This window comes from Streptomyces sp. NPDC127108 (assembly GCF_042677545.1).
Lineage (GTDB): Bacteria > Actinomycetota > Actinomycetes > Streptomycetales > Streptomycetaceae > Streptomyces.
In genome coordinates, this window is the sequence record NZ_JBHXTE010000008.1 from 197,775 (window position 1) to 213,446 (window position 15,672).

Annotated in this window: 15 protein-coding genes and 1 pseudogene; 7 read left to right on the forward strand and 9 right to left on the reverse strand. The window is 67.8% G+C overall.

From position 1 onward, the window contains the following. From ACFVHO_RS09330 to ACFVHO_RS09360, 7 genes are all read right to left on the reverse strand, one after another. Positions 1–1,197: choice-of-anchor A family protein (locus ACFVHO_RS09330; RefSeq protein ID WP_385711809.1), on the reverse strand; the 1,197-nt coding region annotated here is incomplete at its 3' end. A 141-nt stretch (positions 1,198–1,338) separates the two neighbouring features. Then, positions 1,339–2,196, reverse strand: a complete 858-nt coding sequence (locus tag ACFVHO_RS09335) for a fumarylacetoacetate hydrolase family protein (protein ID WP_385711811.1) — start codon at positions 2,194–2,196, stop codon at positions 1,339–1,341. Between the two features lie 136 nt (positions 2,197–2,332). Next, positions 2,333–3,097 carry a YidC/Oxa1 family membrane protein insertase gene (locus ACFVHO_RS09340; RefSeq protein WP_385711813.1) on the reverse strand — a complete coding sequence of 255 codons (765 nt, stop codon included), beginning with the start codon at positions 3,095–3,097 and terminating at the stop codon, positions 2,333–2,335. 168 nt (positions 3,098–3,265) lie between these two features. Continuing rightward, positions 3,266–3,634 (reverse strand): DUF6412 domain-containing protein, encoded by a 369-nt coding sequence (locus ACFVHO_RS09345; protein WP_385711815.1) that lies wholly within the window; start codon positions 3,632–3,634, stop codon positions 3,266–3,268. A 4-nt stretch (positions 3,635–3,638) separates the two neighbouring features. Next, positions 3,639–5,198, reverse strand: coding sequence for a sodium:solute symporter (locus tag ACFVHO_RS09350; protein ID WP_385711851.1), 1,560 nt, complete (start codon positions 5,196–5,198; stop codon positions 3,639–3,641). A 41-nt stretch (positions 5,199–5,239) separates the two neighbouring features. Beyond that, positions 5,240–5,446: a DUF3311 domain-containing protein gene (locus ACFVHO_RS09355; protein WP_385711817.1), complete on the reverse strand. Its 207-nt coding sequence runs from the start codon at positions 5,444–5,446 to the stop codon at positions 5,240–5,242. A gap of 106 nt (positions 5,447–5,552) precedes the next feature. Continuing rightward, a complete protein-coding gene (locus ACFVHO_RS09360; RefSeq protein WP_385711819.1) occupies positions 5,553–6,410 on the reverse strand; it encodes a class E sortase in 858 nt (285 codons plus the stop codon). 145 nt (positions 6,411–6,555) lie between these two features. Between ACFVHO_RS09360 and ACFVHO_RS09365 the strand changes: the two genes are divergently transcribed. The 3 genes and pseudogenes from ACFVHO_RS09365 to ACFVHO_RS09375 all read left to right on the forward strand — a co-directional run. After that, positions 6,556–7,629: an SEC-C domain-containing protein gene (locus ACFVHO_RS09365; protein ID WP_385711821.1), complete on the forward strand. Its 1,074-nt coding sequence runs from the start codon at positions 6,556–6,558 to the stop codon at positions 7,627–7,629. 30 nt (positions 7,630–7,659) lie between these two features. Then, positions 7,660–8,085: a very short patch repair endonuclease gene (locus ACFVHO_RS09370; protein WP_385711823.1), complete on the forward strand. Its 426-nt coding sequence runs from the start codon at positions 7,660–7,662 to the stop codon at positions 8,083–8,085. 143 nt (positions 8,086–8,228) lie between these two features. Further along, positions 8,229–10,442 (forward strand): annotated as a pseudogene (locus tag ACFVHO_RS09375) (DUF3427 domain-containing protein); the annotation flags it as partial. Between the two features lie 21 nt (positions 10,443–10,463). On the opposite strand, the gene ACFVHO_RS09380 reads toward ACFVHO_RS09375, so the two are convergent. Continuing rightward, on the reverse strand, positions 10,464–11,123 hold the full coding sequence (locus ACFVHO_RS09380; protein WP_385711824.1) for an ATP-binding protein: 660 nt from the start codon (positions 11,121–11,123) through the stop codon (positions 10,464–10,466). A gap of 179 nt (positions 11,124–11,302) precedes the next feature. Between ACFVHO_RS09380 and ACFVHO_RS09385 the strand changes: the two genes are divergently transcribed. Continuing rightward, positions 11,303–12,151: a helix-turn-helix domain-containing protein gene (locus ACFVHO_RS09385; RefSeq protein WP_385711826.1), complete on the forward strand. Its 849-nt coding sequence runs from the start codon at positions 11,303–11,305 to the stop codon at positions 12,149–12,151. Continuing rightward, a complete protein-coding gene (locus tag ACFVHO_RS09390; RefSeq protein ID WP_385711828.1) occupies positions 12,148–12,360 on the forward strand; it encodes a DUF397 domain-containing protein in 213 nt (70 codons plus the stop codon). Before ACFVHO_RS09385 ends, ACFVHO_RS09390 begins: the two co-directional genes overlap by 4 nt. Before the next feature lie 11 nt (positions 12,361–12,371). Here ACFVHO_RS09390 and ACFVHO_RS09395 read toward each other — a convergent pair whose 3' ends face one another. Further along, positions 12,372–12,887 (reverse strand): hypothetical protein, encoded by a 516-nt coding sequence (locus tag ACFVHO_RS09395; RefSeq protein ID WP_385711830.1) that lies wholly within the window; start codon positions 12,885–12,887, stop codon positions 12,372–12,374. Positions 12,888–13,067: 180 nt separating this feature from the next. Between ACFVHO_RS09395 and ACFVHO_RS09400 the strand changes: the two genes are divergently transcribed. Together ACFVHO_RS09400 and ACFVHO_RS09405 are read left to right on the forward strand one after the other, a co-directional pair. Then, complete coding sequence (locus ACFVHO_RS09400) at positions 13,068–14,126, forward strand: hypothetical protein (RefSeq protein ID WP_385711832.1); 1,059 nt, start codon at positions 13,068–13,070, stop codon at positions 14,124–14,126. A gap of 201 nt (positions 14,127–14,327) precedes the next feature. After that, positions 14,328–15,437, forward strand: coding sequence for a phage tail sheath family protein (locus ACFVHO_RS09405; RefSeq protein WP_385711834.1), 1,110 nt, complete (start codon positions 14,328–14,330; stop codon positions 15,435–15,437). Positions 15,438–15,672 lie beyond the last annotated feature (235 nt).

Genomic DNA, 15,672 nt, shown 5'->3' on the forward strand with positions numbered 1-15,672 from the left:
GGGGCCGTCACTGTCCGACGGGGACGGGCTCGGACCGTCGCTGTCCGACGGCGAGGGGCTCGGGCCATCACTGTCCGACGGCGAAGGACTGGGGCCATCGCTGTCCGACGGAGACGGGCTCGGACCATCGCTGTCCGACGGCGAGGGGGACGGCGCCGTGCACGACGGCAGATCGCCCGTGAACGGGTACGCGTGGATCTCCTGGCCGCCCCCGGCCAGCGAGGTGTGGGTCAGCGAACCCACCGTGAAGAAGCGTCCGTTCATGCCGGGCAGCGTCACCGTCGTCGAGCTGCCGGGCGACCCCACGAGCACGCTCCCCTGGAACTGCCCGCTGCCCCCGAACCGCACCGAGGAGGCGTCCGGCACGTTCCACAGCAGCTTCTCGCGGCTGACGCCGGACAGCAGGCCGCTGTAGGTGCGCACCGTGCGGGCGTCGCCGACGAGGTTGACGAGCACGGTGGCGCCGTCCGGGATGTTTTGGAACGAGATGCCCTGGTCACCGCCGGTGCGGCTGACCATGTCGAAGTCCACGTTGAAGACCTGGATCTTCGAGGTGCCGTCACCGGTGAAGACGGTCTCGCTGCCGTTGTTGACCGCCGTGCCGGTGGCCTCGCGCGGCGAGTCGTTCTCGTACGCGTAGCAGTGGCTGGCCTCCGTCAGCTGACCGGGCAGCATCGCGTACTTGTCGGCGGCGTCGGCGTCCTTCACCGGCGCGGGGATGACCCGGCCGCTGAGGTCCCCGCCGTACCGCACGACTCCGGAGACGCTGCCCTCCTCGGCGAGCAGCCGCTGGCCCGTGGCGACCGACAGGTCGCTGCCGACGGTCAGGAAGTCCGAACCGTTGGGCGGCGGCACCCGGGAGCCCACACCGGCGACGCCCACGTTGTAGATCTGCGAGGCACCGGCGCGCTTGTTCATGTCGAAGCTGCCGAGGACGACGACCTTGCCCTCGGCCTCCGCGGCCGCCTCGCGCACCAGCATGTTCTCGCCGACGAAGACGTTGATGTTCTCGTCCCGGCCCGCGATCGGGCCGTTGTTCACCTCCGGGTACCCGTTCTCCGGGCAGGCCGAGCCCTTGCAGGGGCCGAGCCCGCCGGGCAGGGGGTCGGCGACCCCGAGACCGGCGAGGCCGCCGACGATGGCGGCGGCCGCGACGGTGACTGCCGCCGCCACATAAGCAGAACGTTTTCTTCGCATACTCGGAAATATGCGTAATTAAGACAAAACTAAGGGGAGACACGCTCATCGCTTCCCCCATTGGCCTACGCGACTTGGCCTACGCGACTTGGTCTACTCGACCTGGCCCACGCGACCCCGCCCACGGACCCTGTCCGGACGTCAGGCCCCCTTCAGCTCCTGCCGCTGCCGCCCCAGACCGTCGATCTCCAGCTCCACCACGTCCCCGGCCCGCAGATACGGCTTCGGCTCGGGCTGGCCGAGGGCGACTCCGGCGGGCGTACCGGTGTTGATCACGTCGCCCGGGTAGAGCGTCATGAACTGGGAGACGTAGCGCACCACTTCCGCGACCGGGAAGATCTGCTGGGCCGTCGTCCCGTCCTGCTTCAGCTCGCCGTTGACCCACAGGCGAAGCCCGAGGTCCTGCGGGTCCGGCACCTCGTCGGCGGTGACCAGCCAGGGGCCGAGCGGGTTGAAGGTCTCGCAGTTCTTGCCCTTGTCCCAGGTGCCGCCGCGCTCGATCTGGAACTCGCGCTCCGACACGTCGTGCGCGACCGCGTACCCCGCGACGTGCGCGAGTGCCTCCTCGTGCGACTCCAGATAGCGCGCGGTGCGCCCGATGACGACGGCCAGCTCGACCTCCCAGTCGGTCTTCACCGAGCCGCGCGGTACGAGCACGGTGTCGTCGGGGCCGACGACGGTGTCCGCCGCCTTGAAGAACACCACGGGCTCGGCGGGCGGCTCGGCGCCGGTCTCTGCCGCGTGGTCGTGGTAGTTCAGGCCGATGCACACGACCTTGCCTATGCGGGCGAGCGGCGGCCCGACCCGCAGTCCGGCCGGGTCGAGCGCGGGCAGGGTGCCCGCGTCGGCGGCGGCGCGGACGCGGGCGAGCGCGGCGTCGTCCGCGAGCAGCGCGCCGTCGATGTCGGCGACCGTGCCGGACAGGTCGCGCAGGGTGCCTCCGGCGTCGAGCAGTGCCGGGCGCTCGGCGCCGGCGGTACCGACTCGCAGCAGCTTCATGGTCTGACTCCCTCTGGTCGAGCGCGGCGGGGCCGATGGTTGCGGCATCGGAGGTTGGTCGATCCTCCAAGCTGATTGTCCGCTCCGCAAGACCCCGTTCACGTACTGGACCGTCACATCCCGTGTGCGGGGGCGGTCACATCACGGCGGCGGCGCCCATCGCACCGGCCCCGGTCGGCATGTCCCGGTAAAGGACGGCCCGCTCGACGGCGCTCCACGTCGTGCTGGTCACGACGTACAGGGCCGCGGCGAGCGGCACCACGGCCACGGTGAACAGCGTCATGAAGGACATGAACGGCATGAACTTGGTCATGGTGGCCATGGCGTTCGCGCCGGGCGCCTGCTCGCCGCCGGGCGCGGCCGGCGGGTTCGCGGCGAGCTGTCGCTTCGTACGCCGGTAGTTGAAGGTCGCGACGGCGGCGACCAGGGCGAAGAGCGCGAGGTAGAGCAGACCGGCAGCGCCGAGGAGGCCGCCGTCGCCGACGGCGTCCGCGAAGCGGCCGCCGAGCGGTGCCGCGAACAGCTTGTGGTCGAGGAGCTCGTTGGCCTCGCCGCCGATGTTCGAGCTGGAGAACAGGTGGTAGAGCAGGAAGAAGGCGGGGAGCTGGAAGAGGCCGGGCAGGCATCCGGCGAGCGGCGACACCTGCTCCTTGCGGTGCAGCTCCATGAGCGCCTTCTGGAACTTCTCCGGGTTCTTGGCGTGCTTCTTGCGCAGCTCGGCGATCTGCGGCGAGAGCTTGGCGCGGGCCTTCTGGCCGCGGGCCGCGGCACGCGACAGGGGGTGGACGAGCAGGCGGACGCAGATGGTGACGGCGACGATGGCGGCGGCCATCGCCGAGCCGTGGAACAGCGGCGCGAACAGGTCGGCGAGGTCGGCGACCAGGCTGGCGAAGAAAGACATGGGGGTGAGCCCTCCGGGGGTCTCGTCGTGCCGGAATGCCTCACTCAGGGGAGGCGTGTGTACGTCGGCATGACGACCCGCGCGGGGTCGGGGAGTCGGACTCGTGAGAGCGATGAGAGCGGTGCGAGCTTTCAGAGTCCGGAGAAGCCGGGAAGCCCGGGAAGTCCCCTACGCGGCCGTCAGGAGGGCACGGCCGGGTGCTCGCGGCCGGGTGCGGCCGCGGGCGTCGGGATCGCGCTGCGGCAGGAACGCGGTGCGTTGCTCGCGGTCGCGGATGGCGGTGCGCACCCTGGTGGGCGGCACGGCGGGCGCGCAGCGCGCGGCGAGGAGCGAGCACAGGGCGAGGGCGGAGCCCGCGGCGGCGGTCGCGGCGAGCGCGACGGCGGCGGAGAGGCTGCCGGTGTCGGCGAGGACGGTCTCGACGAGGAGGAAGAGGAACAGGGCGGCGGGGCGCAGCGGCGCGAGCCACTTGCCGAGCACGCGCTTGGTCAGATCCTTGACCACGTCGCCACCTCCCCTCGTCGTCCGCTTCGCCATTCGCTCACGTGTACTCCTGCTTTTTATACAGGATCGAGCCGGACGGGCTGAAGGAGCCCGTGGGCCCCCCGTCCCCTCCGCCCTCGCTCTCGCTCTCACCCTCGCCCTCGATCGGATCCCGCGCGAGCACCTCCCCGTCCGGCCGGCTGTCCTGGTCGACAGGACCGGCGTACGAGACGGCGAGCGCCACGGCCAGGTTGGCCGCGAGCGCGACGATCCCCGCGTTCACGCCGAACACCGGGTCGCGCTCGGTGAACACGAGCCCGCACACGATCGCCACCCCCACGACGAGCCCGCTCACGGCCCCCACCAGCGTCAGCCGCCGCCAGACCAGGCCGAGCAGCAGCATCGGAAGGAGCTGCGCCATCCCCTCGTACGAGATGAGCGAGAGCCGTACGAGGGTGTTGGGCGCCGCGTACGTCATCACCAGCGCGAGCGCGCCCGCGACGACGACGACGGTCTGCGAGGCGCGCTTCTGCCGCGCGGACGCCCGCAGCGCGGGCAGCAGCGACAGCACGCTCCGCCCCCACATAGTCCCGATGACCAGCATGAACACGGCCATCGGCACGATGGACGACAGCGCCGCGGCGACCCCGACGAGCCCCACCACCCACGCGGGCAGCGAGTCCACGACCAGCTTGAAGAGCGCCAGGTTCGACCCGGCCCCGGTGAGCCCCGGCACCACGAACAGGGCGGCCATGCCGAGCAGCATCGGGACGAACAGCAGGATGTTGTACGCGGGCAGCAGGACGGCGTTGCGGCGCAGCCCGTCGGCACTGCGGGCGCCCAGATAGCCCGCGACGGTGGTCGGGAAGATGACGACGGTGAGGGCGTTCAGGAAGGTGGTGGTGGCGAACCAGGCCGCCCCGTAGGGACTGCTCCCGCTCCCGGGCAGCGTCAGCCACTCCCCCTTCTCCCGCACGACCCGGTCGAGGAAGTCCCCGTACCCGTCGAAGTAGTGCAGCGGCACATACACGACGAGGAACGCGAGGGTGCCGATGACCAGCACGTCCTTGAGCACCGACACCCACGCGCTGCCGCGAAGACCGCTCACCACCACGAACCCTGTGGTGACGGCGAACCCGATGAAATAGGCCCAGTTGAGGCTGATGGCGCCGTACGAGATCGTCGAGACGACGACGCCCATGCCCGTGATCTGCAGCTGGATGTACGGCAGCAGGAAGACCGTCACCATCACGGCGACGGCGGCGCCGAGCCAGGGCCGGTCGTAGCGGTGCGCCACCATGTCGGTGATGCCGACGAGCCCGTGGCGACGCGCGTACGCCCAGAGCATCGGCCCCACGACGTACCCCACCGCGTACCCGCACGACATGTAGGCGACGACGTAGAGCACGGGCGCGCCGTAGTTGTACCCCCAGCCCGCGGCACCCAGATAGCTGAAGCTGGTGTAGCCCTCGCCCGCCATGAGCACCCAGATGAGCACGGTCCCGAGGGAACGCCCGCCGACGGACCACTCGGCGAGGGCGCCCTTCGGGGAGCTCTCACCGGCCCCGTTCCTCCGCCCCCGCACGGCGAGCAGCCCGAGGGCGACGGTGGCGACCATGAAGACGCCGAAGATGGCGGTGGCGGTGGTGGCGTTCCCGTTCACGAAACCCGCCTCCTCATGTTCTTGTCCCCGCGGTAGGCGAGCCAGACGGCGACCGGTGTGACGAGGGTGGCCGCGAGCAGCCAGGCGAACAGGAAGGGCAGCCCGAGGACGAGGGGCCGTACGCGATTGACGAAGGGCAGCGCCCCCACGTACAGCACGAAGGGCACGAGGAGCCACAGGAGGTGGGGGCGGCGCTTGATCACGGGGCAGGAGCTTAATCGGGCCGCTCGGCCCGGGTGCGGGCGGCGGCCTGGTGGGCGTCGGCAGCCTCGTGGGCGTCGGCGGCCTGGTGGCCGGGGCAGTCTCCGCTCAGCGGGGCCGCATGGCTGTCAGCTTCCCCCACACCACGAGGCGGTACTTGGAGGTGTACGCCGGGGTGCAGGTGGTGAGCGTGACGTAGTACCCGGCCCGGTCGTACCCGTGCCCCGGCCGGACCGCGCTGCGCGGCACGGGCGCGATGACCCCGCCGTCGCGCGGGCTCGTCCGGTCGAGGGTCTTGTCGACGGTGTACGTGTAGACGGCGTCCCGCGTCCCGACGGTCATCCGGTCACCGGGGCGCAGCCGGTCGAGGTGCCGGAAGGGCTCCCCGTGGGTGTTCCGGTGCCCGGCGAGCGCGAAGTTCCCGGGGCGGCCGGGCTGGGCGGTGCGGGGGTAGTGGCCGACGTAGCCCTTGTTGAGCACACCGCCCTTGCTGACGCCCGCGGCGACGGGGACGCGGAGGCCGAGGCGGGGGATGCGGAGGACGGCGTAGGCGTGGTCGGGGGTAGGTCTGGCGGGGTCGCCCAGGGTGGGGGTGTTTCGGGCCGGGGAGTTCCGGGCCGGGGTGTCCCGGGCCGGGGGTGCGGTGGTGTCGCCACCGGGTGCGCCGCGGTCGTCGACGGCACCGGCCCCGCGGGAAGGCCCCCGACGGTCTGCCTCCCCCTCCCCTTCCCCCTCCCCCCACTCCCGCTCCAGGGAATCGACTTTGCTCTCCGCCGCGGCGCGGGCCTGGCGGTTGGTCCACCAGAGCTGGTGGACGACGAGGAGGAGCAGGACGAGGCCGAGGGTGAGGGTGGCTTCGGCGGCGTACCAGAGGAGGCGGGCGAGGGGGTGGCGGCGGGCGGGATGGCGGCGGGCGGGATGGCCGTGGACGACGACGGGCACCCGGGTCCGGGCCGGACGTACCACGGGGCCACCTCCCTCCTGACCGGGCAGCCGCAAGATAGGGGCAACGCCCCGAACTGACCAGACCCACGCTCGACCGGACCCACGAGGACACCACCGCGCCGCACCCCATACACCCCACCCCGGGAACGGCAGTACGGTGTCACCCATGCGCCCCGACACGCCTGCCGATCACGTCGACCACATCGCCGAAGCGGAGCGCCTGGAGCGCACCGCGGGCCTCTACCCGGAGGACGCGGAACACCTGCTGCTGCAGGCCGCGGCCCACCTGGAGCTGGCCGACGCCCGCGACCGCGCGACGACGCTCTACGACAGCCTGCTCTCGCCGTCGGCGTCGCACCCGCCGGAGAACCCGACCCTGATCCGCGCGCTGAAGGCGGCGAACCTCTGGGAGTACGGCCACGAGGCGGAGGCGAGGGCGATCATCGACGGCGTCCGCGGCACGGCGCCGGCGGACGCGGCGCCGTGGGTGATCGTGGCGGAGGCGCTGGAGGCGCACGACGAGCTGGACCAGGCGCACGAGACGTTCACGCAGGGGCTGACGCGCCTGCTCCCCGCGGCACCGGACGCGGCCGCCCCCGCGGAGCCCCCCTACCCGACCCACCCCCTCCTCTTCGGCCGCCACCGGGTACGCCGCCTGCTCGGCGCGGAGCACGACGCCTGGGACGGCCTGGCGGACCGGGTCCACCGCTCGCGCGCGTCGGCGTCGGGCCGGGCGCCGGTGCCCCTGGACGAACTCCACGACCCCAAGCGGGTCTGGGCCCTCGGCTCGGAGAACCCCGAGGACCTGCGCGCCGAAATCACCCGGCTCCAGGCGGAGTTGGGCTCCTACCGCGAGGCCCTCTCCCGCCCGTTCCCGGTAGCGGTCCTCCACTGGCCGTCCACGGAACTCACCGAACTCCTCACGGCGTACCCGTCCCTCTCGACGGAATACCCGTCCCACGAGGCCCACTTGGCGACCATAGAGTCCTCCCTCCGCGAACTCTCCGCCTCCGGCACCCCGAACCTGGGCATCGTCACGGGCACGGTCCCCTCCTACGAGGCCTTCGCCGCCTCGGAGGGCGCCTCCGCGGACGATCCGCTGCTACTGCCGCAGTACGCGACGACGCTGGCTGCGCGGGGGCGGGCGGAGGGGTGGCCGCCGGAGGCGGGGGCTGGGTGTTGGTGTGGGTCGGGGAGGGCGTACGCCGAGTGCCACGGGGGCGGACCCGTCGAGCCCTGACGCATGCCTGACCACCGGCGCAATGCCACCATGCCCGAAGCAGTTCCGTCCTCGCCATCCGTCTCGGCGCGCATGAGTCGCCAGAGTTCCCGCGACACAACGCCCGAGGTCGCGGTTCGGCGTCTCCTGCATGCAGCTGGACTCCGCTACCGCGTCAATGTGCCGGTGCCCGGAATGCCCCGGCGCATGATCGATATCGCCTTCGGCAAAGCCAAGATCGCCGTCTTCATGGACGGCTGCTTCTGGCACAGCTGCCCGCAACATGCAACCGAACCGAAGGCGAATGCCGAGTGGTGGCGGGCCAAGCTCGACAAGAACATGGCCCGCGACCGTGAGACGTCACGGCATCTGGAGGCGGCGGGCTGGACCGTGCTGCGCTTCTGGGAACACGAGCGGCCGGGGGACGTCGCTCGGGCAGTCGCCCGCGCACGGCACGACATCGATTCACAGACATAACTCGCGGTAGCGACAGCATCTCGATTCAGAGGACTTCCGCCCCCGTTGTCCGACTTCTGCACTACGGTCAAAGTCGCTTGACTGACTTCCATGGCTGCGATACCCATCACGGCCATGTCCGCATATGACCGAGGATGTTCATGCGCAGCAGCACACTCACCGGCATAGGCTTCACCCCGTTTCCCCACCAGAAGGACATGCTGGAGCGCTTGGAGGTCGAGCGCGCAGTCCGTGGCCGTCGCCGCAACCTTCTCGTCGCCGCGACAGGGACGGGCAAGACGGTGATGGCTGCGCTCGACTACGAGCAGTTGTCGCGCAAGGCAGGCCGCAAGCTGCGGCTACTCTTCGTCGCGCATCGCAGGGAAATCCTGGATCAGTCTCGGAACACCTACCGACGCGTCCTGAACGACACGGCCTTCGGCGAGGCATTGCACAGCAGCGAACGCCCCAAGCAGTGGGACCACGTATTCGCCAGCGTGCAGGCGCTCACTTCCCGCAAGTTGGAGCAGTTCCCTCCTGACCACTTCGACGTCATCGTCATCGACGAATTTCATCACGGTACGTCCCCTACGTACCGAAAAATCCTTGACCACTTCACACCCACGGAACTCCTCGCGCTCACCGCGACACCCGAGCGCATGGACGGAAAGAACATCCAGGACGAGTTCTTCGAGGGGCACATCACCGCAGAGATGCGCCTGTGGGAGGCCCTGGAGAACGAACTACTCAGCCCCTTTCGGTACTTCGGGATCAGCGACGAGACCGACTTGCGCGCAGTGGAGTGGAAGCGCGGAGCATACGACTCAGGGCAGCTCAGCAATGTACTCACCGGGAACGACGCACGCGCCCGACTGATCAAGAAGTCCGTGCACGAGAAGGTCACGAATCCGAGATCCATGCGTGCGCTCGGGTTCTGCGTGTCCGTATCGCACGCCCACTTCATGGCCGAACACTTCACCAGGGATAAGCTTGCCGCCGTCGCCCTCTCCGGCGAAAATCACCGCGATGAGCGCAAGCAGGCCCTCGATGACCTTAAGGACGGGAAGATCCAAGTTATCTTCTCCGTCGACCTGTTCAATGAGGGACTCGACATCCCCGACGTCGATACGCTGCTCCTCCTGCGCCCCACGGAGAGCTCCACGCTGTTCCTGCAGCAGCTTGGCCGAGGTCTGCGCCGGACACCCGACAAGGACGTGCTCACGGTCCTCGACTTCATTGGCCAGCACCGCAAGGAGTTCCGCTTCGAGAATCAGTTCCGGGCGCTGACGAACCTGACGAGGAAACGCCTGCTGAACAACCTGGAGCAGGGGTTCCCCATGTTGCCGTCCCGCTGCCAGATCATCTTGGAGCCCAAGGCCAAGCAGACCATCATCGGCAACATCAAGGCGCAGCTCAAGGTCAACTCAACCGCTCTCGTCCGCGAAGTTTCCACGTACGGCGAGTCGCGGCTGGCTACCTACCTGGAAGAGAGCGGTCGGGAGATCAAGGAGATCTACCGCGGCAATGGCAACTCGTGGACCAAGCTCCTACGTGGCGCCAAGCTCCTCAAAGGCACTGCACCTGAAGGTGAGTTGGACCTGCTGAAGCGCGTCCCTTCCTTCCTACACATCGATGACAAGGAACGCATCGAGGCCTACCAGCGGCTGCTCACTGACGATGCTCCCGCGTACGACGCCTTGCCCGCGCGGGAGCAGGCTTACGCCCGCATGCTCTTCTTCAACCTCTGGGACAAGGCTGGTGGCCACTCCACCTACCAAGCGGGGCTCTCCTACTTACTCAAGCACAAGCCCGTTCGCGAAGAACTCCGCCAGGTCCTTGAGCACTGCCTCGCCCACGCGGATCACTTCCCCTTGCCTCTTGAGGGGGCGCACCGCGACCTCCCCTTGAAGGTGCACAGCTCGTACAACCGATCCGAAATCCTCGCCGCCCTCGGCGTGGCGCGCTTCGGCGGCCAGATGCCAGGCTCCTTCGCCCAAGGGGTAGTTGAGGTGAAGGACATCAGCACCGACGCCTTGCTCATCACCTTGGAGAAGGACGAGAAGGAGTTCTCGCCCACGACGCGGTATCAGGACTACGCGATGAGTCCGACCCGGTTCCACTGGGAATCGCAGAACGCGACCGCCGAAGACTCCGCCACGGGGCGCCGCTACCGCAAGCACGTCCAGCGCGGAAGCTGCATTCTGCTCTTCGTCCGCCGCTACAAGAACACCGACATCGGCGGCGCCGAGCCGTGGATGCTCTTGGGACCCGCGCGCTACGTCGCACATGAGGGCAGCAAGCCCATGGCGATCACTTGGGAGCTTGAGTACGAGATGCCCGCGGACGTCTGGACGTACTCGTCGATCCCATCGAGCTGACCAGCCGGAGTGGCCACTCCGTCAGCTCTCCGCCTCCAGCTCCGCCTCGAAGTGCATCTGTGCTCGATCTAGCGCTTCATCAGGGTCACAGCCATGAGCTTGGAGCCAGTGGAGGAGGTCGGCGATCAGATCGATCGCCGCTTCCTCCGCCGCGGCTACGCCGAGACGCCCTGAGCGGGAAACCAGCCCAGAGCGTTCTGCGCCATACAGCGCGAGATGCCCTTCCACCCGCGCCACCCGTGGGCCTGCGGGGTCGCTAGCCGAGGGGACAAGGTCCGTCGCCAGCTCGCACCACACCACCTTGGATGCTTCACGAAGGACGACGCCCCAGCGATGGTCACTCATCGCATCGACGAGGGCCATACCTCGCCCCGATTCCGCGTCGCACTCAGGGGCGAGGAGCGTCGGTAGGGCCCGTGCATCAGGGTCGAGCATCTCGATGCGGACAAAGGTGCCAGCCATGGAGAGCGTGAGCGTTACTGGCGTACCGAGGCCCACATGCTTGATGACGTTCGAGGTCAATTCCGTGACACACATTTGAGCTGCCTCAACTGCTTCCGGCAGCCCCCACAGAGTCAGCTTCATCCACACGGCTCGGCGCAGGACTGCAACTTCAGATGGGTCTGCTGTGAAGGACCGACCCCAGGGGTCCCGCCTGCCGAATTCGCTGGCATTGATCATCGCCTCTACCTCCTGCGCACCACATCGTGCACTGCGTGACCATCGATCACTCCTAGTGACAGATTCGCAGCGCCCATCCCGCCGTGCAACATGCATAAAGAGATTCCCCCGATGGGGTGATTGGCCTTTCACGCCACTTCCGATGGGATGGAACACCCGCTACAGCACCAGGAGTTGACATGGCAGGATCCCCCACCGCGCGCCGACGCCGATTGGCCATCGAGCTCAAGAGGCTCCGCGAAGAGAACGGCTTCACCTGCAGCCAGGTGGGCAAGGAGCTGGACTGGAGCAGCTCGAAGGTCAACCGCATGGAGACGGGGCAGGGCCGGGTCCAACCGTCCGACGTCGAAGCCCTATGCCGCTTCTACGCCACTTCCGACGAGCTACGCGATCTCCTCAAGTCCTTGGCCAAGGAGTCAAAGACGAAGGGATGGTGGCACGCCCACGGGGACGCCGTACCGTCCTGGTTCTCCGTCTACGTAGGCCTGGAACAGGCAGCATCAAGCCTGCGCACCTACCAAGGCGAGTTCATCCCGGGGCTACTCCAGACGCCCGCGTACGCATCGGAGCTGAGCCGCGCCTGGGTCGACCACACGCCCGAAGACGTACAGCGCATGGTCGATGTACGGATGCGACGACAGGAACTACTACAGGGCGACAGCGCACCGGACCTGTGGATCGTCGTGCACCAGAGCGCGCTCATGCACATCATCGGAGCTCGCCAGGTCATGGCAGGCCAGCTCGAACGTATGCTGGAAATCGTGGAGTTGAGGAACGTAACGGTCCAGGTCCTGCCGTTCGACGCGGGCGCCTATCCCACCACCGGATCGTTCACGGTCCTCGGCTTCCCGGAGCAGGAGGACCCGGACGTGGTGTATCGGGAAGGGCTGACGGATTCGGTCTACCTCGAACAACCCCATGACGTGGACCTCTACGCGAAGGCGTTCGACCACCTCAGGGCGCTGGCCCTGAGTCCGCAACGATCAGCCCTGCTGATCAAGAGAACTCTGGAGGACCACTCCCGATGACGCTGCCTCCAACTATCCGGTGGCGGAAGAGCAGTTACAGCAATGGCATGGGCGGGGAGTGCCTGGAGGTTGCTTCGCTCCTTGGTGACATAGCCGTGCGGGACTCCAAGGTCATATCGGGCCCCTGGATCACGGTTGGCACCGGCGCTTGGGAATCATTCGTGGCGGCCGTCCGGAAGGGAAACCCCACCAGAGCTACGCCCCCCTAGCAATGTGACTCCTAGACAACGGGCTGGTTAGGGTCGCGAAGCACCTCACCTGCTCGGTCAAGGAACTGCGTACGCACTTCGGTGACGTGCTCACTCCGCTCCAACCAATCCAGCCATCGGGCCTCACGTTCCGCAGCCCCATAGCCCGCCCCGTGCTCCGCGAGCTTCAACGCTTGCGCCGCATCGGCCGTCGCCGCCCTGAGTACCTGAGCCAAGACCACTACGGCCTCCGGCCCCCAGAGCGCGAGTTGGCTCGTGCAGGACTGCATGGCGGAGACTTGGCCTCGGAATGCGTCGCGCTCAGCGACGGGAAACTCCTCACCGCGGCGTATGGCAACGGCCGCCCGCTTCAGGGTGTCCTCGGCTGCCGAGTGAGCATCGAGCAGCTTGGCGCAGGCCTGCTGTCGCTGCTCCTTAACCCACTGCTGGTGCCCCGTCGCAGCTTGCCGATCCACTTGGGCAAGCGCCGCTTCCACGCCCTTCTCACCGCCAATGCGTGCACCGCGCACGCTGGCGAACGCGCCCACAGCTGCTCCGCCCACCGCTCCGGCCACCCCGACGACTGCGGCAACTATCGCCGCCATCCCTCCATCCATGCGGCCATCATCCCGCAAGGCACTTCTGGCCCACGGACAACCGCTAAAGAGCTCAGGCACTCCAGGCGAGTTGAGGTGCTACGTGTCAACGCCGCCTACTAGCCTGTGCACATGTCAACTGTTGCCCCTTCCTTCCAACCTGGTGACATCCTCACGCGAGCGGACATCCGCAAGGAGTTGGGAGGAAGCCCGCAGGGCGGCATCTGCCCATCCGTGGAGAAGAAGACAGTGGTCCTCTACTCCGACATCAAGTCGGGTGAGCAGTACGGCTACCGCGATGGATGGCTTCGAGAAGAGGATCGGCTGGGTCCCATCTTCGAGTACACCGGAGCCGGAACTGAGGGAAACCAGACGTTCACTGGGGCCACGGGTACGGGCAACGCCGCGATACTCCAGCACGCTCTTGACGGCCGCACTCTCCATGTGTTCATCGGCCACGGGAAAGTTCCTGGCACCGGCATAAGAACGCATCGCTATATTGGCGCGTTCGAGGCGGACCACGAACGTCCGTACGTCATAAGACAGGCCCGTGACAAGTTCCAGCAGGATCGCGATGTCATCGTCTTTCGGCTGCGCCCACTCGGAGCATACGAACGATCCGAAAGTGACGTAATACCGCCGGCAACTCAGACCAAAGTCACGTTTGTTCAGTCTGGAACCAGGCGCCGCCCAGCGGCTCCACCACGCCTGCGGGAAGCATGGGACCGAGATCGATCAGCTGCAAGAGCAACCTACCAACGCGACAAGATAGCTGCCGAGTACAGCGATGTACTCACCAACCGCCAACACCGCGTCGGCCGGTTGGAAGTACACGTCAGAGGCGTAGAGGAGGCCATGGAAGCCGCCCTCTACGACGAGAGCGAACGCACCATCTATGAGCCAGCAGACAGTAACTCGCGGCAAGCCTTGAGAGATGCCCTGATGCACCTCATGAACCTCAGAATGCACTTGAGTAAGATCGAGAATGGCATGCCGATCCGCTGCATGGTGCTCGCACCTGGGATACCTAGCGAGGATACGCAGCAACTACTCAATGAGTATGACGTGGGAATTGTCTATCGCAATGCGAACGGCGACTTCAGCGAGCTGCCAAGCAGTGGACAGAACCCTCCTGCGGACGGAACTCCGACCGCCTTCCCTTGCGTCAACTGCCCAACTCGCTCGTTCTAGTCGAGGTACGTCCTAGGCCCATCCGCTTGGAGGTACAACAGGCTGCTTTGCGTCACTTTTTCGTAGTTCGGTGGCCGGGTTGCTCCAGTGCGGGTTGAGGGTGGTCCCCCGTGGCTACGGATGGGGCTGATCAGCGGCGAGCGCTGTGTGGCTCGGCCGGGGCGGCGTCTGTCGGATGGGGACATGGAAGGCGGGTCGGTCATGCCGGAGAACAAATACCCGGGGGTATACGTGGAGGAAACGCTCGCGGTGGGGGTGTCCATGACCGCAGGGGAGACGGCCGTACCAGTCTTCTTTGAGGACTGCGGCGACGCGGTGGACTCGGTGGCGCCGCTGGCAAGTTGGCAGGAGTTCACCCGCCTCGGCGACACGCTCAACGCCTCGGCGTTCGCGGCCTCCCTGCGCGGCTACTTCGCCAACGGCGGCAGCCGCTGCTACCTGGCCAACACCGCCGGACGCTCCCTGGACGAAACCCTCACAGCAGTGGAGCGCTTCTCCGACATCACCGTCCTTGTTGCCCCGGGCCTGTGGGACGAGGGCGAGAAGCGGGCGGGCGAGTGGGCCCGCGCCCTGACCGGCTACGCGGCCTCGCACCAGGCGATGGCCATCCTGCACGCCGACCGCGCGCACACTCCCGCGCAGGCGAGTGCGGCGGTGGACGGCTGGGGCTTGGAGGAACGAGTGCGCCCGCACGCAGCGGTCTACTACCCCTGGGTCCGGCAGGCAGCCAGTAGCGGTGACCTGGTGGTGGCACCCTCAGGGATCCTCGCCGGTATCTGGGCCCGCACGGATCGAGAGCGGGGGGTGTGGAAAGCCCCGGCGAACGTCGCCCTGGCCCAGGTGACAGGCCTGGAGCACCAGGCGGGAGACCAGGAGCAGCGTGAGAACGCGTCGCTGAACTTTCTGCGCGTCTTCCCTGGTCGCGGAACCCTCGTATGGGGCGCCCGCACCCTTGTCAGCGCGGAGAGCCCCAACATGGACTGGCGTTACATCCCGGTCCGACGCCTGTTTGACGCCGTCTTCCGGGACATCTCCACCGCACTGCGGAGCGTCGTCTTCGAGCCGAACACCCGGCCCACCTGGGAGAAGGTGCGTGCCGCGGTCGACAGCCACCTGCATGGCCTGTGGAGGATGGGGGCGTTCCTGGGTGCGAGGCCGGATGAGGGCTACTTCGTCCAGGTCGGGGAGGGCATCACCATGACCCGGGAAGACATCGAGAGCGGCAGGTTGATCGTCCGGGTGGGCATCGCCCCGATCCGCCCCGTCGAGTTTCTGCTGCAACAGCACACCATCGAGCTGGACCGGGGCTGATGGGGCTCTCCGTACGCCACGAAATGGGTCCGAGTTACGCTCGGCCACAGCGACAGATCCCTCCCCAACCGGGCGAAAGCGAGGCAGGCATGGCGAACGTGGTGGCGAAGGTACCGGCAGCCGCAGTGGCCGCCGCCGGGCTAGGTTCTGTCCGGCGGATCATGTGACTGTCGGGTTGCCTGCTCGTTGTTCTCGGTGTGGGGCGGGGTGATCTGACGAACGCGGAGTGGGTGCG